Here is an 18,508-nt window from a genome sequence, read left to right as displayed (position 1 = left end):
CGACTTCGTTTGATTGATTCGATTTTGGCAGACAGAACATGGCAACCCTGATTACCGATGTAAAGGTCATCCTGACCGCGCCGGAAGGCATCAACCTGATCGTCGTGAAGATCGAGACTAACCAGCCCGGTCTGGTCGGTCTCGGATGCGCGACATTCGCCTACCGGCACGTGGCGGTGACGTGCCTCATCGAGGAATACCTGCGGCCGTTGCTGATCGGTCGTGACGCCGAGACGATTGAGGAACTGTGGCAACTGATGCATCAGAACGCGTACTGGCGCAACGGTGCGATCGAGAACAACGCGATTTCCGGTGTGGATATGGCGCTGTGGGACATCAAGGGCAAGATGGCGAACATGCCGCTCTATCAGTTGTTCGGCGGCAAGTGCCGCGAAGGCGTGCCGATTTATCGCCATGCGGACGGTCGCGATCTGAACGAGTTGTGCGAGAACATCCAGAAGTATCGCGAGCAGGGCATCACGCATATTCGTTGCCAGAGCGGCGGCTATGGCGGGGGTAGCTTCGGCAAGGCGCCAGCGAGCGCGCCCGAAGGCGCCGCGGATGGCGTGTATCTCGACAGCAGAAAGTACATGCGGGAGACGCTCAAGCTGTTCGACGGCATTCGCAGCAAGATTGGTTTCGACGTCGAGTTGTGCCATGACGTGCATGAACGCCTGAAGCCGGTTGAAGCGATCCGCTTCGCGTGCGAGCTGGAACAGTACGAGCTGTTCTTTCTCGAAGACGCGATTGCGCTCGAGGAAGGCGAATGGATGCGTCAGCTACGCGCCAAAACGACTACGCCGTTGGCCCAGGGCGAGCTGTTCAACAACCCGTATGAATGGCGGTTTCTGATCACCGAGCGCCTGATCGACTTTATTCGTGTGCATCTCAGCCAGATCGGCGGCATCACCGCAGGCCGTAAGCTGCAGATATTCGCCGAGCAGTTCGGGGTACGGACCGCATGGCACGGTCCGGGCGATATGTCGCCGCTGGCGCATGCAGCGAATATCCATATCGATCTCGCCGCGCGCAATTTCGGCGTGCAGGAATGGTCGGGAACCGAGCCGCCGAACTTCGTGATCCAGGACCTTAAGGGGCCGAGAGACGCCTTGCTGGATGTCTTCCCGGGTCTGCCGGAATTCAGGAACGGACACGTTTATGCCAATGACAAACCGGGCTTGGGCGTGGACATCGACGAAACCGAGGCCGCGAAATATCCTTGCGAAAACACCGTGACGACGTGGACGCAAACCCGCTTGAAGGACGGCACGCTGCAGACGCCGTGACGGAATTGCACTAGCTTGCCATGTGAACTTGAAGGATGGACGGAAGGCTGGCGCCAAGCTCGTACATACCGAGCAGCATCAACGCACCGCAAAGCAACAGAAGCAGCGGATTGATCCGCGTGCCAAGCAGCGTCCCCACTGACATGAGGGCAATCGCTTTAGCCGGAAGCCCACCGTCGAGAGATTTCAACAGAACCCATCCCGCGGCGAGAATCATGCCGGAGGCGACGGGGCGCAGCCCGCGCTCGAGCGCCAGTTTCCACGCCGCGCCTTTATAGCGCGTCCAGATGTGGGTCACGCCGTAGATCAGGATGCCGGTCGGGGCGAGCAATGCCAGTGTGGCCACCACGGCGCCCCAGAACCCGGCAATCTGCCAGCCGATCAAGGTGGCTAGCAGCGACCCGGGGCCGGGCGCCATGCGCGAGATGGCGAAGTCGACACCGAACTGGGCATGTGTCAGCCATCCATGCACGTCGACAACCTGCCGTTGGATGTCGGCGATGATGGCCTGGCCACCGCCTATCGTCACCAGTGACAGGGGCGCGAAAACGGCCGCAAGCTGTAGAAGAACGCGATTCGACATGGTCAGGCTTTGCGCAGTTTGATGTATTCGAACAGCACGCTCAGGCCTCCCGCGCCGATCACGACCCACACCAGCGGCAGGCGCAATATGCCGACCGCGACGAAGGTACCCGCGAGGAACAGCAGCGGGAGGAGTCTGCGTGGCACCCGGCGTGCGGTCGTCACGCCCATCGACAACGACAGGCCGGTGGCCGCTGCCGCTGCGCCCGCAAGCAGGATGTGAGCGAGCGGATACTGCAGCAGATGACTGAGGACTGTGCCGAGAATAATGATGACGATCGCGGGTGGGATGATGATGCCGGCAACCGCCAGCAACGCGCCGCGCCAACCGAGCAGACGGTGGCCGATCCAGATCGCCATGTTTTTGACGTTGATGCCCGGCAGCGCTTGAGAGATGGCCAGGCCGTTCAAAAAGTCTTCTTCACTGATCCAGTCGCGATCCTGGACGAATTCGCGCAGGAGCCAACCGCTCAGGCCACCACCGAAGCTGGTGAGTCCAATACGGCTGAATATAAGGAAAAGCCCGGTGAGGGTGGGCGGTCGACTCGTGTTGGCAATTTGTTGGGACATCGAATCTTCCAGTCAGATTGACGTATGACGGGCGAAATATTTGCTTCTGGTGAGCGTGCCCGGTCATAGGCGACTGGAAAATTATATCAACCGGGGGTTTGTTTCCGGACGCCGTGAAACTGATGGTCCGGCCCCAACCGCACAGAGCATTTTTGACCAAGACGACCTCCCATGAGACTGAGTATCCTAGGCGTAATCAGTCATTTCATGCGGGGAATTCAAGGTGGCGCACTATCTTTGCCATGAGCAGCCGGACTTACTCGAGTTTGAAACGAGCGTGATCGCCTCGCGGCCCGGCGCCGTCGTGCTAGGCCGCACGGCCTTGCACCCGGGCGGCGGAGGCCAGGTCTCGGACGCCGCAACCCTGACCCACGCGCACGGCGCCGTCCGCATTACCGGCGTCGCGCCGGAAGGCGGCATGCTCTGGCATCTGCTCGACGAGCCGCTCGAACTGAACGGCGAGGTCCACGTGGCCGTCGACGCGGCCCGGCGCGCCACCGTCGCCCAGCTTCATACCGCCACGCATATTCTCAACGCCCTCGTGTATCAGCGCTTCGCCGGCGCACTCGTGACCGGCGCGCAGATCAATGCCGACGGCACCGCCCGCATGGATTTCGATCTGCCTGAGGCGGACAACGATGCATTGCGCCTGCTCGAGGAACCGGCCAACGAGGTGATCCGCAGCGCCATGGACGTATGGACCTACTACGTCAGCGCAGCGGAGGCAAAATCGACGCAGGGCCTGATCCGCAGCCTCTCGGTGGCGCCGCCGCCGACCTCCGACGGCACGGTGCGGATCGTCGAAATCGGCGACCTGGACCGGCAGGCTTGCGGCGGCACGCATCTGACCAACACGGCGCAATCGAAACCGATCCGCATCGTGAAGATAGAAAACAAGGGGCGCCGCAATCGCCGGGTCAGAATCGAGCTGGTTTGAAGGGCATCCCGGGAGAGCGAGCCATGGACACATCGGATAAAAGCGAGCCGGAAGTGGTGTGCTGGCGAGACGGCGCGCTCGACGGCGCCTGTCTCGCCAGCGCCCGCTACGGCGAGCACAAATTCGACCGGCATCTGCACGACGAACTCGTCATTGTCATGACGCAGTCCGGTGCGGGGCAGTGTCATACGCGCACCGGCAGCGATGTCGCCGGACCCGGTAGCGTGCTCGTGTTTGGACCCGGCGAATATCACAGCGGCGAGGTGTGGGAAGGCCGCGAATGGAATTACCGCGCCATTTATCTCGACATGGAAGGCCTGGGCGCGCTGGGTGCTGTGTTTTCACCGGACTCGCGTTCCGACAAACCGCTTCTGATCCCGCCGGGGCTCTATCAGGATGCGCATCTGGCCGGCCTGCTGGTCAAAGCGCATGCGAGTCTCGACCAGCACGGCTCGGTCTCGCTGATGGAGCGGCAGGCGAATTGGTGGGCGGCGATGGGGATGCTGGTCGGACGATATGGACAATCGCGACACGAGCTCGGCGAGGCGCGGCGCGAAGCCCACAAGATGGCGCAGGTGCGGGAGTACGTTGCCGCCAACTATGCGCGCGATATTCCGGTCGATGAGCTGGCGGAACTGGTGGGGCTGAGCCGCTATTACCTCACGCGTGCCTTCTGCAAGGAGTTTGGCCTGCCGCCGCACGCCTACGCAACGCAGGTGCGGCTACTCGCGGCCAAACGCATGCTTGCGGCGGGGCACAGTGCGGCGAGCGCTGCCGCGGCCGTCGGCTTTTACGATCAAAGCCATCTCAACCGGCTTTTCAAGCGGGCCTATGGGATCACGCCGGGGACGTATGCGGCGCTGAAGCCGGGGCATTAACTCCGCGCGTTGCATCTCTAGCGTTACTCGGGAAGCGGAATGTCCTCGATCAGTGCCGACTGTATAGCGCGAATCCTGCGATCGACGAAGTAGCCACCCCCTTCCGTGTACCGCAGATAAAGACGGTCGCATAACCCGCACTGCCAGACGGCACAGCGGTTGTATGGGAAGTAACGCGGTGCGATCGGTGCGTCGGCCGACCAGTAGGTCGTTTTGCCCGGTAGGTATTCGCTGAACGTCGGTTCCGGATCGTCCTCCGGTGCAAGCGTGCCGACTTCCTTGAACTGCGTTTCGTCGAGAGACAGCGGCTGCGAGTGCCAACCGTCCAGCGGCGTTTTTGTACACATGCAAGGCGCGGCAGTGCGCTCTTCCGCACGTTGCGCAAGTTCAAGGAGCATTGCAGCGTTCAGATATTCCGCCATGAGGCACACGATTCCTGCAGGTTTAGGACGATGTTAGCTGGTTCGCCGCGACTCAAGCTACGCGGCAGGAACCAGCCAGCATCATGCACGCTCTGGCGTCGTGCGTGAAGTCAGCCGTTCATCATCCGGTCGCGATGCGGCACGACCCACGAACGGTCAAAGCACCCATTGGCGATCGACTTCAACGCCGCCGTTTCTTTCGCATTCTGCCGCCGCGCGCCTTCGATCACCGCTTCTACGTCAGCCGGCGAGATCGCGAGCAAACCGTCTTCATCGCCAACGATGATGTCCCCAGGATGAACCACCATCCCGCCGACCGTGACCGGCACGTTGATCTCGCCAGGGCCGTTCTTGTAAGGCCCACGATGCGTCACGCCGCGCGCGTATACCGGGAAATCGCGCTGACGTAGCGCGCCGACATCGCGGATCGCACCGTCGATCACAAGGCCCTGCACGCCCAGACTCTCCGCGAAGCTGGCCATGATCTCGCCCATCAGCGCTTGCGTCAGATCTCCTGCGCCGTCGATCACGAGCACGTCGCCCGGCCGGCAAAAGTCGAACGCGCGATGGATCGCGAGGTTGTCGCCGGGGCGGGTGTGGACCGTGACCGCCGTGCCAGCCATCGGTTTGGGCTGATGATACGGCCGCAAGCCGACCATGCCGCTCGCACGCGCCATGTTGTCGCTGAGGAGAGAAACCGCCAGTTCACGCAATGCGTCGAGCGTTGCCGGGTTGGCCTGAGGCGCGGATTCGTGTTCGCGCCAGCCGATGGGATTCGTAGTGACAGTCATATCGTTGCCCCTTGCGTGGCGAATTGCTGCTCGAGTTGATGGGACAGCCGCGGGTACACCGCGCGGGCGTTGTCTTCGTAGATGCGCTGACGGTCCGCGGCGCTGAGCCATTCAATGGCGTCGATATAGCGCCGCGTGTCGTCGTAGTAGTGACCGGTTTCCGGATCGATACCCTGAACCGCACCGATGGTTTCCGAGGCGAACAGGATGTTCTCAACAGGAATGACCTTGGCGAGCAGCTCAGCGCCGGGCTGGTGATACACGCAGGTATCGAAGAACACGTTCTTCATCAGGTATTCACTGAGCAGCGGCCGCTTCATGTCCTGCGCGAGTCCGCGATAGCGGCCCCAGTGATAGGGCACCGCGCCGCCGCCGTGCGGAATGATGAAGCGCAAGGTCGGGAAGTCGGCGAACAGATCGCCCTGCAGCAACTGCATGAACGCCGAGGTGTCGCCGTTGATGTAATGCGCGCCCGTCGCATGAAAATTCGGATTGCACGACGAGGACACGTGAATCATTGCAGGCACGTCGAGGTCCACCATCGCTTCATAGAGCGGATACCACGAGCGGTCCGTAATCGGCAGCCCCGACCAATGTCCGCCGGAAGGATCCGGATTCAGATTGCAGCCGATAAAGCCCAGCTCTTCCACGCAACGCCGCAGTTCGGCGATGCAATTGGCCGGCGCCACGCCCGGCGCCTGCGGCAGTTGGCACACGCCGACGAAGTTGCGCGGAAACAGCGAAACCACGCGATGGATGAGGTCGTTGGATTCGCTCGACCAAACGGCGTTGGCTTCGGCCGTGGCGAGGTGATGCCCCATGCCGGCGGCGCGCGGCGAAAAGATCGTGAGGTCGGTGCCGCGTTCGCGCTGGATGCGAATCTGGCCGGTTTCGATGCTCTCGCGAATTTCGTCGTCCGTAATGAGGGGGCGTGGTGGCGGCGAGCCGCCGTTTTTCAGCGCGGCGATCTGCTGCGCGCGCCAGGCCTCGTGCTGCGGCGGCGAAGTGGTGTAGTGACCGTGGCAATCGATGATCATGGTGTGAAAAACCCGTTGGTGTCCTTGTGGATGTTTACCTGTCCGCGCTATGCGTTCGCTGCCTTCGCTGTTTCGTCGGTCACGGTGCTCAGATGCGCGGGGCAGGGTCGCCGGTCGCGAGCGAGGCGGCTTCGTCTTCAGCCGGCGTGACGCGCATCACGAGTGCGATGATCGTCGCGACCACCAGAAACGCTGCAATCGTCAGCAAGGCCAGCTTGAAGTTGCCGGTGGCGTTGCGCACCAGCCCGATGCTCCAGGGACCGACCAGACCGCCGAACTGCGCGATGGTATTGATCAGCGCGATCGTCGCGGCGCCCGCAGCGCCCGTTCTGAACGACGACGCGAGGCTCCAGAACAGCGGGTTACCCGCATAGATGAACAAACCAGTCAGGCACAGCAGCGCGTAGGCGATCACAGGGTTCGGCGCATACGCACTGCCGGCAATCGCCAATGCGCTCATGCCGTACACGAAGGCGAGGTGCTTCTTGCGGTCGCCCGTGCGATCGGAACTGCGGCTGATCAGGAACGTGCCCAACACGCCCAAGAGCGGCGGCGCGGCGGACAGAAAGCCGACCTCGATGTTGCTCAGATGGCCGAGGCTCTTGACGATCTGCGGCAGCCACAGAAACAGGCCATAAATGCCGACCAGCGCGCAGCCGAACAGACACGCGAGACTCCATACGCGGATGTCACTCGCCACGCGCAGCAGCGGAAAATGGGTGCTACCGCCCACAGCTTCGCGTTCGGCTGCGAGCGTCGATTCGAGCCAACGCTTTTCGTCATCGGAGAGCCATTTGGCGTCGGCCGGACGTTCGGTCATGATGCGCAGCGTCAGCAGACCGAGCGCCATCGCCGGGAGGCCTTCGAGGATGAACATCCATTGCCATCCCTGCAAACCGAGAATGCCGTTCGCGTAGGTCATCAACGTTGTCGAGATCGGACCGCCCAGTACTGCCGAAAACGAACCCGCGATGATGTAGCCGCCCACCGCGCGCGCCCGGTAGCGCACCGGAAACCATTTCGTCAGATAGACCGCTACGCCCGGCAAAAAGCCCGCTTCCATCACGCCCAGCAGAAAGCGCAACACATAGAAGCTCGAATCGTTGAAGACGAAGGCGGTGGCTGCCGCGACCGCGCCCCACGTCAGCAGAATGCGCGCGATCCAGCGGCGCGCGCCGACCCGATGCAGCAACAGATTGCTCGGCACTTCCAGCAACATATAGCCGACGAAGAAGATGCTGCCCGCGAAACCGAACACGGCTGGACTGAAGCCCAACTGCTTGTTCATGTCCAGCGCGGCGAATCCGATATTGATCCGGTCCAGATAGTTGAAGAACATCATCGCAAAGAGCAGGGGCATTAATCGCCCGTACACTTTGCGCATGGTGGCGGCTTCGTCGAATGAGGTCATGCTGTCTCCTACCTTGCTGCGACGGCTTCATCAGCCGTGGCGGCGTTCTTATGGTTGGCCTGCCGGATCGAACGCCGGCAGTGTCCCGTTGGCCGCACGTTTGACGGCCGGACTTCAGCGGCCGCCGCTCGTGCCTGTATGCGCTGATGCGCTCATGAACGGGCGGTGGCTGAAGCGTGAAGCCAATGATAAGAACGCCCGGACGGAGAGTCCAAGACCGCTTGCTTATGCTTGTATAGGTTTTTACTTATAGTGCGGCGTCAGCAAGCGGCGCGGGGAGACAGGCGAGGAAGGCGCGCAGATGCGGTGAGGCATCGTCGGTGCGAAAGGTGGCCGCGAGCGTCGATCGGTATGACGAACCGGGACCACTAAGGTGGCGGAACACAACGTCCGTGCGTCCATGCCGTGCAACCGATTCGCCGATGAACGTCACGCCGAGGCCCGCTGCTACGAGTGCAATCGCGGTTTGAATTTCATAGGCCTGGTGAGCGACAACCGGAGTCACGCCCGCATCGCGATAGAGCGTTTGCACCGAGCGTTTGAACTGTGCGTTCTGGTGCTTCGGATACAGAATCAAGGGCGTATCGGCGAGCTCGGCAATTCGCACGGTCTTGTGCGCGGCGAGCGGATGACCCGGTTCGAGCGCGACCATGACACGCTCGCGCAGCAGCGGATAGGACGTGCAGCCATCAATCGCGAGCGGCTGTCGCCCGATGCCGATGTGAATGCGCATGTCGCGCAACGCATCGGTTTGTTCCTCGGTGAGCAACTCGAAAAGCTTGAGTTCGACCTGAGGGAACGCGTTGTGAAACGCCTTGAGCGCGGGCGGCAGGATGCTGTACATCGCCGAGCGCGTGAAGCCGATGCTGAGCCAGCCGCGCCGGCCGACACCGATTTCTTGCGCTGTAAGGGACACCTGTTCCAACGAACCCAGTATCTGACGCGCCTCCGTGCAGAGGTAGTGGCCGGCTTCGGTCAGACTCAGCGGGCGTCTTGCCCGATCGACCAGTTGCGTGCCGAGCCGCTCCTCAAGTGATCGGATCTGCTGGCTCAACGCGGGCTGCGCGATATGCAAGCGCTCGGCGGCGCGGCTGAAATTGAGCTCCTCCGCCAGAATCACGAAGCACTGCAACGCCCTAAGATTCATATCCGTTTTTCCTGATCTTCAGTAGGAAGAGGATAACGGGTTATGCGGTGGACGGTGCAATGCCGGTGCGCCCGGGGGGAAGTTCTGGCGCCGCAGCGGCTCCTCGAAGAGGCCGCGTTGGGGCGCCAGATCATGGAACGCGCGGCGGCTCCTTAATCCAGTCCGCCCTGGCACAGATACTTGATCGACATGTAATCGTCGAGCCCGTACTTCGACCCTTCGCGGCCGTAGCCCGATTCTTTCACCCCGCCAAACGGCGCCGCTTCGCTCGACACGGCGCCTTCGTTGATACCGATCACACCCGCTTCGAGCTGGGCTGCGACGCGATTGATGCGTCGCACGTCCTGCGTGTAGAAGTAGGCGGCGAGGCCGAAAGGCGTGTCATTGGAAAGACGGATCGCTTCGGCTTCGTCATCGAAACGGAACAGCGGCGCAACGGGCCCAAAGGTTTCTTCGCAACAAACGATCATGTCGTCCCGCGCGTCGGTCAACACGGTCGGTGCATAGTAGTTCGGGCCGAGTTCGGTCAGGCGCTTTCCGCCAGTCAGCACTTTTGCACCGTGTTTGACGGCATCTTCTACGTGCCGGGCAATCTTGTCGATTGCGCGTTCGTTGATCATCGGGCCGATCTGCGCGTCCGGATCGGTTGCGGGCGCAACCTTCAGCGCGGCGACGCGTTTCGCGAGCAGATCGGCGAAACGCGCGTAGACACCCGATTGCACATAAACCCGGTTCGGGCACACGCAAGTCTGACCGCCGTTGCGGAACTTGGATGCCATCAGACCGGTGACCGCCGCGTCGAGATCGGCGTCGTCGAATACGATGAAGGGGGCATTGCCGCCCAATTCCAGCGACAGCTTCTTCAGCGTGCCAGCCGATTCGCGGGCGAGATGCTTGCCGACCGGCGTCGAGCCCGTGAACGTGATCTTGCGTACGCGTCCGTCGGCGAGCCAGTCAGCGACCGCCGCAATGCCCTGTTCACGCGAAGCCGACAGCATGTTCAGCACGCCGTCCGGCAAGCCCGCTTCCTGGGCGAGCGCGGCCAGCGCGAGCGCCGTGAGTGGCGTGTCTTCCGCGGGCTTGGCCACGACCGTGCATCCAGCCGCGAGCGCGGGCGCGATCTTGCGCGCAATCATCGCCAGCGGGAAATTCCACGGCGTGATCGCCGCGACCACGCCGACCGGTTCCTTCACCGCGCTCATGCGTTTGCCGCGTTGTTGCTGCGGGATCAGATCGCCGTAGATGCGTGTCGCCTCGTCGGCGAACCACGCGACGTACGAGGCGCCGTAGGCGACTTCGCCACGGCTTTCCGCGAGCGGCTTGCCTTGTTCCGTCGACATCAGCTTGGCGAGGTCTTCGGTATTGGCGACGATCAGCGCGTGCCAGCGGCGCAGAATCTCCGCGCGTTCGCGCGGCAGCTTGTCGCGCCATGCGGGGAACGCGCGGGCCGCGGCGTCGGTGGCGGCGCGGGCGTCCGCTGCGCCGCTGTTCGCGACTTCGACGATCAATTCGCCGGTGGCCGGGTTGGTGACGGGAAAGCGCGCGGCGTCGGCGGCGTCGATCCACTTGCCGTCGATCAGGTTCTGCGGGCGAATCAGTTCTTTGCGGGTCAATGCGAGAGACATCGGGGTTGCTCCTTCAGATTGATGCTTCGATGCTACCCGTGCGCGACAGTCGATGAAATCGCCAATCGAGGTCTGGACGGCGCACGGAGCGTTTTTTTCGGGCCGCCACAGCATTTTCTGCTGAATCTGCGGTGAAGGCACCGTGCCGGGATGGGTGGCGGCTGGCGACGGCCCTGTTGCGCGGCCTGCTGTACGCACAGGCTCGCGCCTCAACTCATGCGCCGCGGTCCCGTCGACGCCCGCACAATGAGTTGCGGCGGCGGCGCGAGCACCATCGACGGTTGCTGTTCAGGCGTCTGGATCAGCCGGATCAGGCTCTCGATCGACAACTCCGCGACGGCTGCCGTCTGGATCGCGACCGTCGTCAACGCAGGATGCACCTGGTGCGCCAGTTGAATGTCCGTAATGCCGATGACCGACACGTCGTTCGGCACGGCGCGGCCAAGCGTGATCAACGCCTGTGCCGCGCCGATCGCCAGCAGATCGTTGGTCGCGAAAATCGCGGAGAGGTGAGGGCGGTTCGCCATCAACTGCATGCAGGCGGCGTAGCCAGCGTCGATCGAGTCGCGGATCTGCAGCACTGCGGCCGCGTCTGTTTCGATACCGGCCTCGTGCACCACCGCGCGAAATCCGTTGGAGCGCGCATCCTGCAAGCCGCCGCACCCGTCGCCGATCAGAAGACCGATCTCGCGGTGACCCAATTCAAGCAGATGCCTCGCGGCAAGCGCACCCGCATGAGCAAAATCCACGGCGATGCAGGGCAGGGCGGGCGGCGCCTCCGGGTGTTCCCACATCGCCAGCAAGATCGGCGCGCCGTGCGTGGCCGACGCGCACAAATCGTTGAACTTGATGTCCGTGTTCATCACGAGGACACCGTCCGCGAGTGTGCCGGCGATCTGGTTCAGATACGCACGGCCGACCTCCGCATCGTCGTCGGTATTGCAAACCATCAGGAAGTATCCGGCTTTGCGTGCCGCTCGCTCGGCGGCCAACACGAACTCGGGGTAGAACGGGTTCGAGATGTTCGACAACATCAAGGCCAAGGTCGACGAGTGACCCTCGGCCAGCGCGCGGGCGTTCAGATTGGGCCGGTAGCCGAGATCGGCGATCGCCTTGAGCACGCGTTCGGCAGTCTCCGGGCGGACCTTCTCGCGGTTGCGCAGGACGTTGGAAACGGTGGCGGCAGTAACGTGTGCGCGCTTTGCGACTTCGGAAAGGGTGACCATGTTCTGTTTATCCCATATTCAGGGAGCGCGATTCAAATGTTGCAAGCAACCGGCGACATTGATAACTTGCTGGAAAATACAGCGGAGACACCCACTATGACTTTTCCCTTCGAACTCGAATTTAAGCGATTAAATGCCTGCTGCACAAGAGCCAGCCGTTTATTTTTCATAGAAATTTAAGCGGTTAAATCAAGGAGGCAGCAGCATGGCAACGATTCGTCTTACGAACGTGCAGAAGTCGTACGGTGACCATCTGCCGGTGATCCGGCGCGTGAATCTCGAGATCGCGCAGCACGAGTTCTGCGTGTTTCTCGGGCCCTCGGGTTGCGGCAAGTCGACCCTGCTGAGAATGATCGCCGGTCTCGAAGACCTGAGCGAAGGCGAGCTGCACATCGGCGGCCGCCTCATGAACGATGTGCCCGCCGCCGGACGCGGCGTGGCGATGGTGTTCCAGAGCTACGCGCTGTTTCCGCACATGACCGTGTTTGACAACATGGCGTTCGGCCTGAAACTCGCGAAGCAACCCAAGGACGTGATCGACCGGAAGGTGCACGAAGCCGCGCGCATTCTGCAACTGGACGCCTTCCTTGACCGTTATCCGAAAGCGCTTTCGGGCGGGCAGCGGCAGCGTGTTGCGATCGGCCGGGCCATCGTGCGTGAGCCCGGCGTGTTCCTGTTCGACGAACCGTTGTCGAATCTCGACGCCGCATTGCGCGGCCAGACGCGTGTCGAAATCGCCCGCCTGCACCAGCGCTTCGCGAACGCGAGCGTGGTCTATGTGACCCACGATCAGGTCGAGGCGATGACCCTTGCCGACAGAATCGTGTTGCTGCATGCAGGAGCGGATGCCGAGCGCTTCGGCAGCATCGCGCAGAGCGGCGCGCCGCTCGAGTTGTATCACCATCCGAAGTCGCGCTTTGTGGCGGGCTTCATCGGTTCGCCGCGAATGAATTTCATCGATGCCGTGGTCGATTCGATCGAAGCGGGCAAGGTGGCCGTCACGCTGACGGAAAGCGGCGAACGGCTGGTCGCTCACGTGGACGGTCAACGTCTTCAGCGCGGGCAGTCTGTCACGCTCGGCGTGCGCCCGGAACATCTGCGCCTTTCTGGCGACGAGCAGTTTATTCAGTGCGTCACGGTGCTATCGGAGCGCCTCGGCGAGCACAGCTATATTCACGCGGATCACGCCGGTGGCACGCTCATCGCCAAGGCCGCGGGCGATACGCCGATTGGTTCGGGCGAGCGCATCTGCATTCACGTTCCGCCTGCCGCATGTCATCTGTTCGATGCGGATGGCGTTGCACTGCGGCGCAGCACGTTCGAGCCCGAGCGGGTCGCCGCTTGAGGCGCCTGGCGCATCTCGGGAATCCAGGGCACCACCGAGTTCACAAAACCCTATTCCGCCAAAGAGCGGGTACATCGTCTGGCAGCGAGCCGCTGTCAGCCAACAAGGTAGTCAAGGAGACATAAGATGATTTCTCTTCGCCTTCGCCGTCTGGCATACGCGTCGATTGGGGTCGCACTGGTTGCAGGCGCGCTCTGCGCCACCGCGGCTGACGCGGCCACGTTGACCGTCAACGTATCGGCGCGCGGTAATCAGCGCTCTACGTGGCAGGACGCGTTCGACAAGTTCAAGAAAGCCAATCCCGACGTCGACCTCAAGGTGACCTACATCAGCGAGGAAGCGTACAAGGTGCAGATGGGCGGCTGGCTCGCCACCGATCCGCCTGATGTCGTGTCGTGGCACGACGGCGAGCGCATGGCGTATTACGCGCAACGCGGCCTGCTAGAAGACCTGTCCTCGGACTGGAGCAAGAACGGCTGGTCGCAGCAGTATGCGTCGGTGAAGGACGCCTCGACGTATAAGGGCAAGCAGTACGCCGCGCCGCTCGGTTACGACGCCTACGGCTTCTTCTATCGCAAGGATCTGTTCGAGAAGGCCGGTATCAAAGGCGAACCGAAAACGTGGGATGAATTTCTCGACGCCTGCAAGAAGCTGAAGGCCAGCGGCGTGGCACCGATCGCCGTCGCGGCGCGCGATAGCTGGACGCTTGCCGCGTGGTTCGACTATCTCGACCTGCGCATCAACGGCAACGCATTCCACCAGCAGTTGATGGCCGGCGAAATTCCCTACACCGATGCACGCGTTAAAAAGGTCTACACCGCGTGGAAAACGCTGATCGACGATCACTACTTCATCGACAACGCGCTCTCCTACGACCTCGATTCGATTGCGCCGTTTCTCGTGAATGGCAAGGCGTCGATGATGCTGATGGGCACGTTTTTCTCAGCGAGCATTCCGGCGTCCCTCCGGCCGCAGACCGGTTTCTTCCGCTTCCCGGTGATCGACGCGAACGTACCGATGGCCGAAGACGGTCCGGTCAATGTGCTGCTGGTTCCGGCCAAAGCAAAGAACAAGGCCGATGCCCGCAGACTGCTTGCCTTCATGGAACAGCCGCAGATCAACGCCGATCTCGCGAAGGGTTGGGGGACGTTGCCGTCGAACAGCCAGTCGGCCGAACCTGAAGACGAGATTTCGAAGGTCGGCTTCCAGACCCTCGCGAACACGAAGGGCGGTATCGCGCAGTTCTACGATCGCGACATGCAGAAGGAAATGGCCGACGAAGGCATGAAGGCGATGCAGCAGTTCTACAGCGATCCGTCGCAACTCGACGCCATGCTGGTCCGCCTCGAAGCGACCCGCAAGCGCATCTACAAGAAGTAAGCCCCGGAGCGCCAGCAAGGCAGCAAGCGCTGGCGCTCGCCTTCGATCTCCGACGAGGCCCGATCATGTCTCATTCCGCAGCGCGCCGCCTACCCGCGGCGCGGCACCGGCACGTCTCTACGACGCGCCGTCATCAGCACCGCGCGGCGCTTTTCTTCCTGCTGCCGGGCTGTGTGTTGTTTTGCCTGTGCGTGGTCTACCCGATCATCAGCAGTATTTCGCTCAGCTTTTACAACTGGGACGGCATGACGCCGAAGACGTTCGCGGGCTTCGATAACTACATCGAACTGTTTCATGCGGACACGTTCTATACGGCGCTCAAGAACAACCTGATCTGGCTCGCGCTATTCCTGTTGGCGCCGCCGCTCGGGCTGTTGTTCGCGTTGTATCTGAACCAGCATATCCGTGGCATGCGGGTCGTGAAGTCGCTGTTTTTTGCGCCATTCGTGCTATCGGGCGTGGTGGTGGGGCTCGTGTTCAGTTGGTTTTACGATCCGGGTTTCGGCTTGCTGAGGTTGATCGTCGGTCATGGCATTCCTGTGCTCGGCGATCCGCACACCGTCACCTTCGGCATCATCTTCGCCGCGCTGTGGCCGCAAACGCCGTTTTGCATGGTGCTGTATCTCACCGGGCTGACAGGCATCAATCCCGAAGTGGTCGAGGCGGCACGCATGGAGGGCGCAAAAGGCGTGCGTCTGCTATGGCACGTGATCCTTCCGCAACTACGGCCCGCCACATTCATGGCAGTGGTGCTGACCGTGATCGGCGCGCTGCGCAGCTTCGACCTGATTGCGGTGATGAGCGGCGGCGGTCCCTTCGATAGCTCGACCGTGCTCGCCTATTACATGTACGACCAGGCGATCAAGTACTACCGCGAAGGGTATTCCGCGGCGATTGCCGTCGTGCTGTTCGCCATCATGCTCGTCTACATCGTGTTTCATCTGCGCCGCATGCTGCGCGAAGAACACTGATTTCCAGGAGTCACGTGTCATGTATCCGCTTCCCGTCGAACGCTGGAAACCGCTCAACCGCACGTTGTACAAAGCGTCGTTGCCGCTTGCGCTGCTGATATGGCTGCTGCCGATGCTGGCTGTGCTCGTCACGTCGATCCGCTCGTCGGACGAGTTGTCGCAAGGCGATTACTGGGGCTGGCCCAAGCATTTTACGTTAATCGAAAACTACGGCACGGCGCTCACGCAAACGCCGATGCTCCATTACTTCGCCAATAGCGTGTTGATCACGGTGCCCTCGGTGATCGGCGCGATCATGCTCGCTTCGATGGCGGGTTTTGCTTTGGCGACCTACCGGTTCCCGGGCAATACCGCTGTGCTGTTCGCCTTTGTAGCCGGCAATTTCGTACCGATCCAGATTCTGATGATCCCGGTGCGTGATATGGCGCTGAAAGTGGGCCTATTCAATAGCGTGTGGGCGCTGGTGATTTTTCATGTGTCGTTTCAGACCGGCTTTTGCACGCTGTTTCTGCGTAACTTCATCAAGCAGTTGCCGTTCGAGATGATCGAGGCGGCGCGCGTGGAAGGGGCCAGCGAATGGACGATCTACTGGCGCATCGTGCTGCCGCTGATTCGTCCCGCGCTCGCCGCGCTGGGCATCCTCGTGTTCACGTTTGTCTGGAACGACTACTTCTGGGCGCTGTGCCTCACGCAAGGCGATGAGGCTGCGCCGATCACCGTGGGCGTCGCCGCGCTTAAAGGCCAGTGGACGACGGCATGGAATCTGGTTGCCGCCGGCTCGGTACTCGCCGCATTGCCCTCCGTGCTGATGTTTTTCCTGATGCAGAAGCATTTCGTCGCCGGTCTGACTTTCGGCGCAAGCAAGGGCTGATCGCCCGTTTGCCGTCATTTAACAAAGAGACTCTCTCATGCAACTTGGTGTTTGCTACTACCCCGAACAATGGCCGCGTTCGATGTGGGCCGACGATGCGAAACGTATGGTCGAGCTCGGCATCACGCATGTGCGGATCGCCGAATTCGCGTGGAGCCGGATGGAGCCGCGCGCCGACGAATTCGCCTGGGGCTGGCTCGATGAAGCCGTCGAGACGCTGGCGGCGGCGGGACTGAAACTCGTGCTGGGTACACCCACCGCTTCGCCGCCGAAATGGTTGATCGACGCGCACCCGGACGTGTTGCCGGTGCGTGCGGACGGCGTGCGCTGGAATTTCGGCTCGCGTCGCCACTACGATATTTCCAGCGAAACCTATCGGCGTGAGTGCGTACGCATTGTCACCGCGATGGTGGAGCGCTATGGACGGCATCCGTCTATCGTCGCGTGGCAGACCGACAACGAACTCGGCTGCCACGAGACCGTGCCGAGTTATTCGGGCGCGGCACTGGCGCGCTTTCAGACGTGGTTGCAGCATCGCTACGAGCGCGTCGAGACGTTGAACGATGCATGGGGCAACGTGTTCTGGAGCATGGAGTATCCGTCGTTCGAGACGATCGGCCTGCCGAACCTCACGCCCACCGACGCCAATCCGATCCATCTGCTCGATTTCCGCCGCTTCATGTCGGATGAGGTGGCCGGCTTCCATCGCGAGCAGATCGACGTGCTGCGTGAGCATGCACCCGAGGCGGATCTGCTGCACAACTTCATGGGCTTCTTTACGACCTTCGATCATTACCGTTTCACCGAAGACAACGCGCTCGACGTGGCGGCCTGGGACAGCTATCCGATCGCGCGTACGGAATCGATCGCACTGCCTGAAGAGCAGAAGGCGCGTTACGCGCGCACCGCGCATCCCGACGTCTCCGCGTTCGATCACGACCGCTACCGCGCGATTGGCGCTGGCCGCTTCTGGGTGATGGAGCAACAGGCAGGGCCGGTGAACTGGGCGCCGTGGAATCCGGTGCCCGCGAAGGGCATGGTCAGGCTGTGGGCTTATGAAGCGTTCGCACATGGCGCGGAACTGGTGTCGTATTTCCGCTGGCGTCAGTGTCCGTATGCGCAGGAACAGATGCATTCGGGTCTCAACTTGCCGAACAACGAACTGTCGCCTGGCGGCCTTGAAGTGCAGCAGGCGGCGCGTGAAATTGCCTCGTCCGCAGTGCTGTCCGGCCTCGGTGCGCCGGCGCGCGCGGCCACCGCGATCGTGTTCGACTACGAGACGCAGTGGATGTTCGAGATTCAGCGTCATGGCAAAACCTTCGACTATCAGACGCTGGCGTTCGACTACTACGAGGCGCTGCGTGAACTCGGCCTCGACGTCGATATCGTGTCGAGCAAGGCCGATCTTTCGCCGTACCGGTTAGTGGTGGTGCCGAGCATTGCCGTGATCGACGACACGCTCGTCGATCAGATCGAGCGGAGTTCGGCGCAATGGGTATTCGGCCCGAGGAGCGGTTCGAAGACCACGACCTTCGCCATTCCTTCGAGCTTGCCACCCGGCGCATTGCAACGCGTTCTGCCGATGCAGGTGCTCGAAGTCGAAACGCTGCGCCCGACGCTTACGCCAGCGCTTTCGATCGGAGACACGCAGGGCGTTGCGCTGCATTGGCGTGAGCACGTTCGCGCCAATGGCGAGACGACCGTCGACGCGCAATTCGACGACACGTGGCCGGCGATACTCACCCACGGAAGGGTTCGCTATGTGGCGGGGTGGTTGTCGCACGCGTTGCATCGCGAGGTTTTGCAGCAGGCGGCGAAGCAGGCGGGTATCGAGACGCAATTGCTGGCTGAGGGCTTGCGCATTCGCCGACGCGGCGATCTGACCTTCGCGTTCAACTTCGGTCCGGAGCTAGTGCAAGCGCCAGCGCCAACCAATGCGATGTTTGTGCTGGGACATTCGGAGTTGAAAACCGGTGACGTATGTGCGTGGAGGAATGCGTAGCCCAGCACGTCAACGGGCTTGAGCAAG

General features: G+C 61.9%; 17 protein-coding genes. 8 read left to right on the top strand and 9 right to left on the bottom strand.

Translation table 11 applies throughout. From position 1 onward, the window contains the following. Window positions 1–38: 38 nt before the first annotated feature. Complete coding sequence (locus tag FSO04_RS22230; protein WP_154562507.1) at window positions 39–1,286, top strand: enolase C-terminal domain-like protein; 1,248 nt, start codon at window positions 39–41, stop codon at window positions 1,284–1,286. A 10-nt stretch (window positions 1,287–1,296) separates the two neighbouring features. Here FSO04_RS22230 and FSO04_RS22225 read toward each other — a convergent pair whose 3' ends face one another. After that, the gene (locus FSO04_RS22225; protein WP_154562505.1) at window positions 1,297–1,869 is read right to left on the bottom strand and encodes a chromate transporter; all 573 of its coding nucleotides are present in this window, start codon (window positions 1,867–1,869) and stop codon (window positions 1,297–1,299) included. Between the two features lie 2 nt (window positions 1,870–1,871). After that, complete coding sequence (locus FSO04_RS22220; RefSeq protein WP_154562503.1) at window positions 1,872–2,438, bottom strand: chromate transporter; 567 nt, start codon at window positions 2,436–2,438, stop codon at window positions 1,872–1,874. A 223-nt stretch (window positions 2,439–2,661) separates the two neighbouring features. On the opposite strand from FSO04_RS22220, the gene FSO04_RS22215 reads away from it, so the two are divergent. Continuing rightward, complete coding sequence (locus FSO04_RS22215) at window positions 2,662–3,375, top strand: alanyl-tRNA editing protein (protein ID WP_168435785.1); 714 nt, start codon at window positions 2,662–2,664, stop codon at window positions 3,373–3,375. Between the two features lie 23 nt (window positions 3,376–3,398). Further along, window positions 3,399–4,253: an AraC family transcriptional regulator gene (locus tag FSO04_RS22210; RefSeq protein WP_154562500.1), complete on the top strand. Its 855-nt coding sequence runs from the start codon at window positions 3,399–3,401 to the stop codon at window positions 4,251–4,253. A gap of 23 nt (window positions 4,254–4,276) precedes the next feature. On the opposite strand, the gene FSO04_RS22205 is transcribed toward FSO04_RS22210, so the two are convergent. From FSO04_RS22205 to FSO04_RS22175, 7 genes are all read right to left on the bottom strand, one after another. Next, window positions 4,277–4,675 (bottom strand): hypothetical protein, encoded by a 399-nt coding sequence (locus tag FSO04_RS22205; RefSeq protein ID WP_154562497.1) that lies wholly within the window; start codon window positions 4,673–4,675, stop codon window positions 4,277–4,279. 110 nt (window positions 4,676–4,785) lie between these two features. After that, complete coding sequence (locus FSO04_RS22200) at window positions 4,786–5,466, bottom strand: RraA family protein (protein ID WP_154562495.1); 681 nt, start codon at window positions 5,464–5,466, stop codon at window positions 4,786–4,788. After that, window positions 5,463–6,503: an amidohydrolase family protein gene (locus FSO04_RS22195; RefSeq protein ID WP_154562493.1), complete on the bottom strand. Its 1,041-nt coding sequence runs from the start codon at window positions 6,501–6,503 to the stop codon at window positions 5,463–5,465. Before FSO04_RS22195 ends, FSO04_RS22200 begins: the two co-directional genes overlap by 4 nt. Window positions 6,504–6,591: 88 nt before the next feature. After that, window positions 6,592–7,914 carry an MFS transporter gene (locus FSO04_RS22190; RefSeq protein WP_154562490.1) on the bottom strand — a complete coding sequence of 441 codons (1,323 nt, stop codon included), beginning with the start codon at window positions 7,912–7,914 and terminating at the stop codon, window positions 6,592–6,594. A 247-nt stretch (window positions 7,915–8,161) separates the two neighbouring features. Continuing rightward, complete coding sequence (locus tag FSO04_RS22185) at window positions 8,162–9,061, bottom strand: LysR family transcriptional regulator (RefSeq protein ID WP_154562487.1); 900 nt, start codon at window positions 9,059–9,061, stop codon at window positions 8,162–8,164. Between the two features lie 152 nt (window positions 9,062–9,213). Further along, window positions 9,214–10,686, bottom strand: coding sequence for an NAD-dependent succinate-semialdehyde dehydrogenase (locus tag FSO04_RS22180; protein WP_154562485.1), 1,473 nt, complete (start codon window positions 10,684–10,686; stop codon window positions 9,214–9,216). A 209-nt stretch (window positions 10,687–10,895) separates the two neighbouring features. Beyond that, on the bottom strand, window positions 10,896–11,912 hold the full coding sequence (locus FSO04_RS22175) for a LacI family DNA-binding transcriptional regulator (protein WP_154562483.1): 1,017 nt from the start codon (window positions 11,910–11,912) through the stop codon (window positions 10,896–10,898). A gap of 205 nt (window positions 11,913–12,117) precedes the next feature. On the opposite strand from FSO04_RS22175, the gene FSO04_RS22170 reads away from it, so the two are divergent. The 5 genes from FSO04_RS22170 (at window position 12,118) to FSO04_RS22150 (ending at window position 18,481) form a co-directional block, all read left to right on the top strand. Next, window positions 12,118–13,257: an ABC transporter ATP-binding protein gene (locus tag FSO04_RS22170; RefSeq protein WP_154562481.1), complete on the top strand. Its 1,140-nt coding sequence runs from the start codon at window positions 12,118–12,120 to the stop codon at window positions 13,255–13,257. A 126-nt stretch (window positions 13,258–13,383) separates the two neighbouring features. After that, window positions 13,384–14,637 (top strand): ABC transporter substrate-binding protein, encoded by a 1,254-nt coding sequence (locus FSO04_RS22165; RefSeq protein WP_154562479.1) that lies wholly within the window; start codon window positions 13,384–13,386, stop codon window positions 14,635–14,637. Window positions 14,638–14,702: 65 nt separating this feature from the next. After that, window positions 14,703–15,608: a carbohydrate ABC transporter permease gene (locus FSO04_RS22160; protein ID WP_093641242.1), complete on the top strand. Its 906-nt coding sequence runs from the start codon at window positions 14,703–14,705 to the stop codon at window positions 15,606–15,608. A gap of 19 nt (window positions 15,609–15,627) precedes the next feature. Then, a complete protein-coding gene (locus FSO04_RS22155; RefSeq protein ID WP_154562477.1) occupies window positions 15,628–16,479 on the top strand; it encodes a carbohydrate ABC transporter permease in 852 nt (283 codons plus the stop codon). A gap of 37 nt (window positions 16,480–16,516) precedes the next feature. Next, complete coding sequence (locus FSO04_RS22150; protein ID WP_154562475.1) at window positions 16,517–18,481, top strand: beta-galactosidase; 1,965 nt, start codon at window positions 16,517–16,519, stop codon at window positions 18,479–18,481. The last annotated feature ends 27 nt before the right edge of the window (window positions 18,482–18,508 follow it).

Source organism: Paraburkholderia madseniana, from assembly GCF_009690905.1.
Classification (GTDB): Bacteria; Pseudomonadota; Gammaproteobacteria; order Burkholderiales; family Burkholderiaceae; genus Paraburkholderia; species Paraburkholderia madseniana.
Note: the sequence above shows the minus strand (reverse complement) of the source record. Positions and strands in the feature narration are given on the sequence as shown.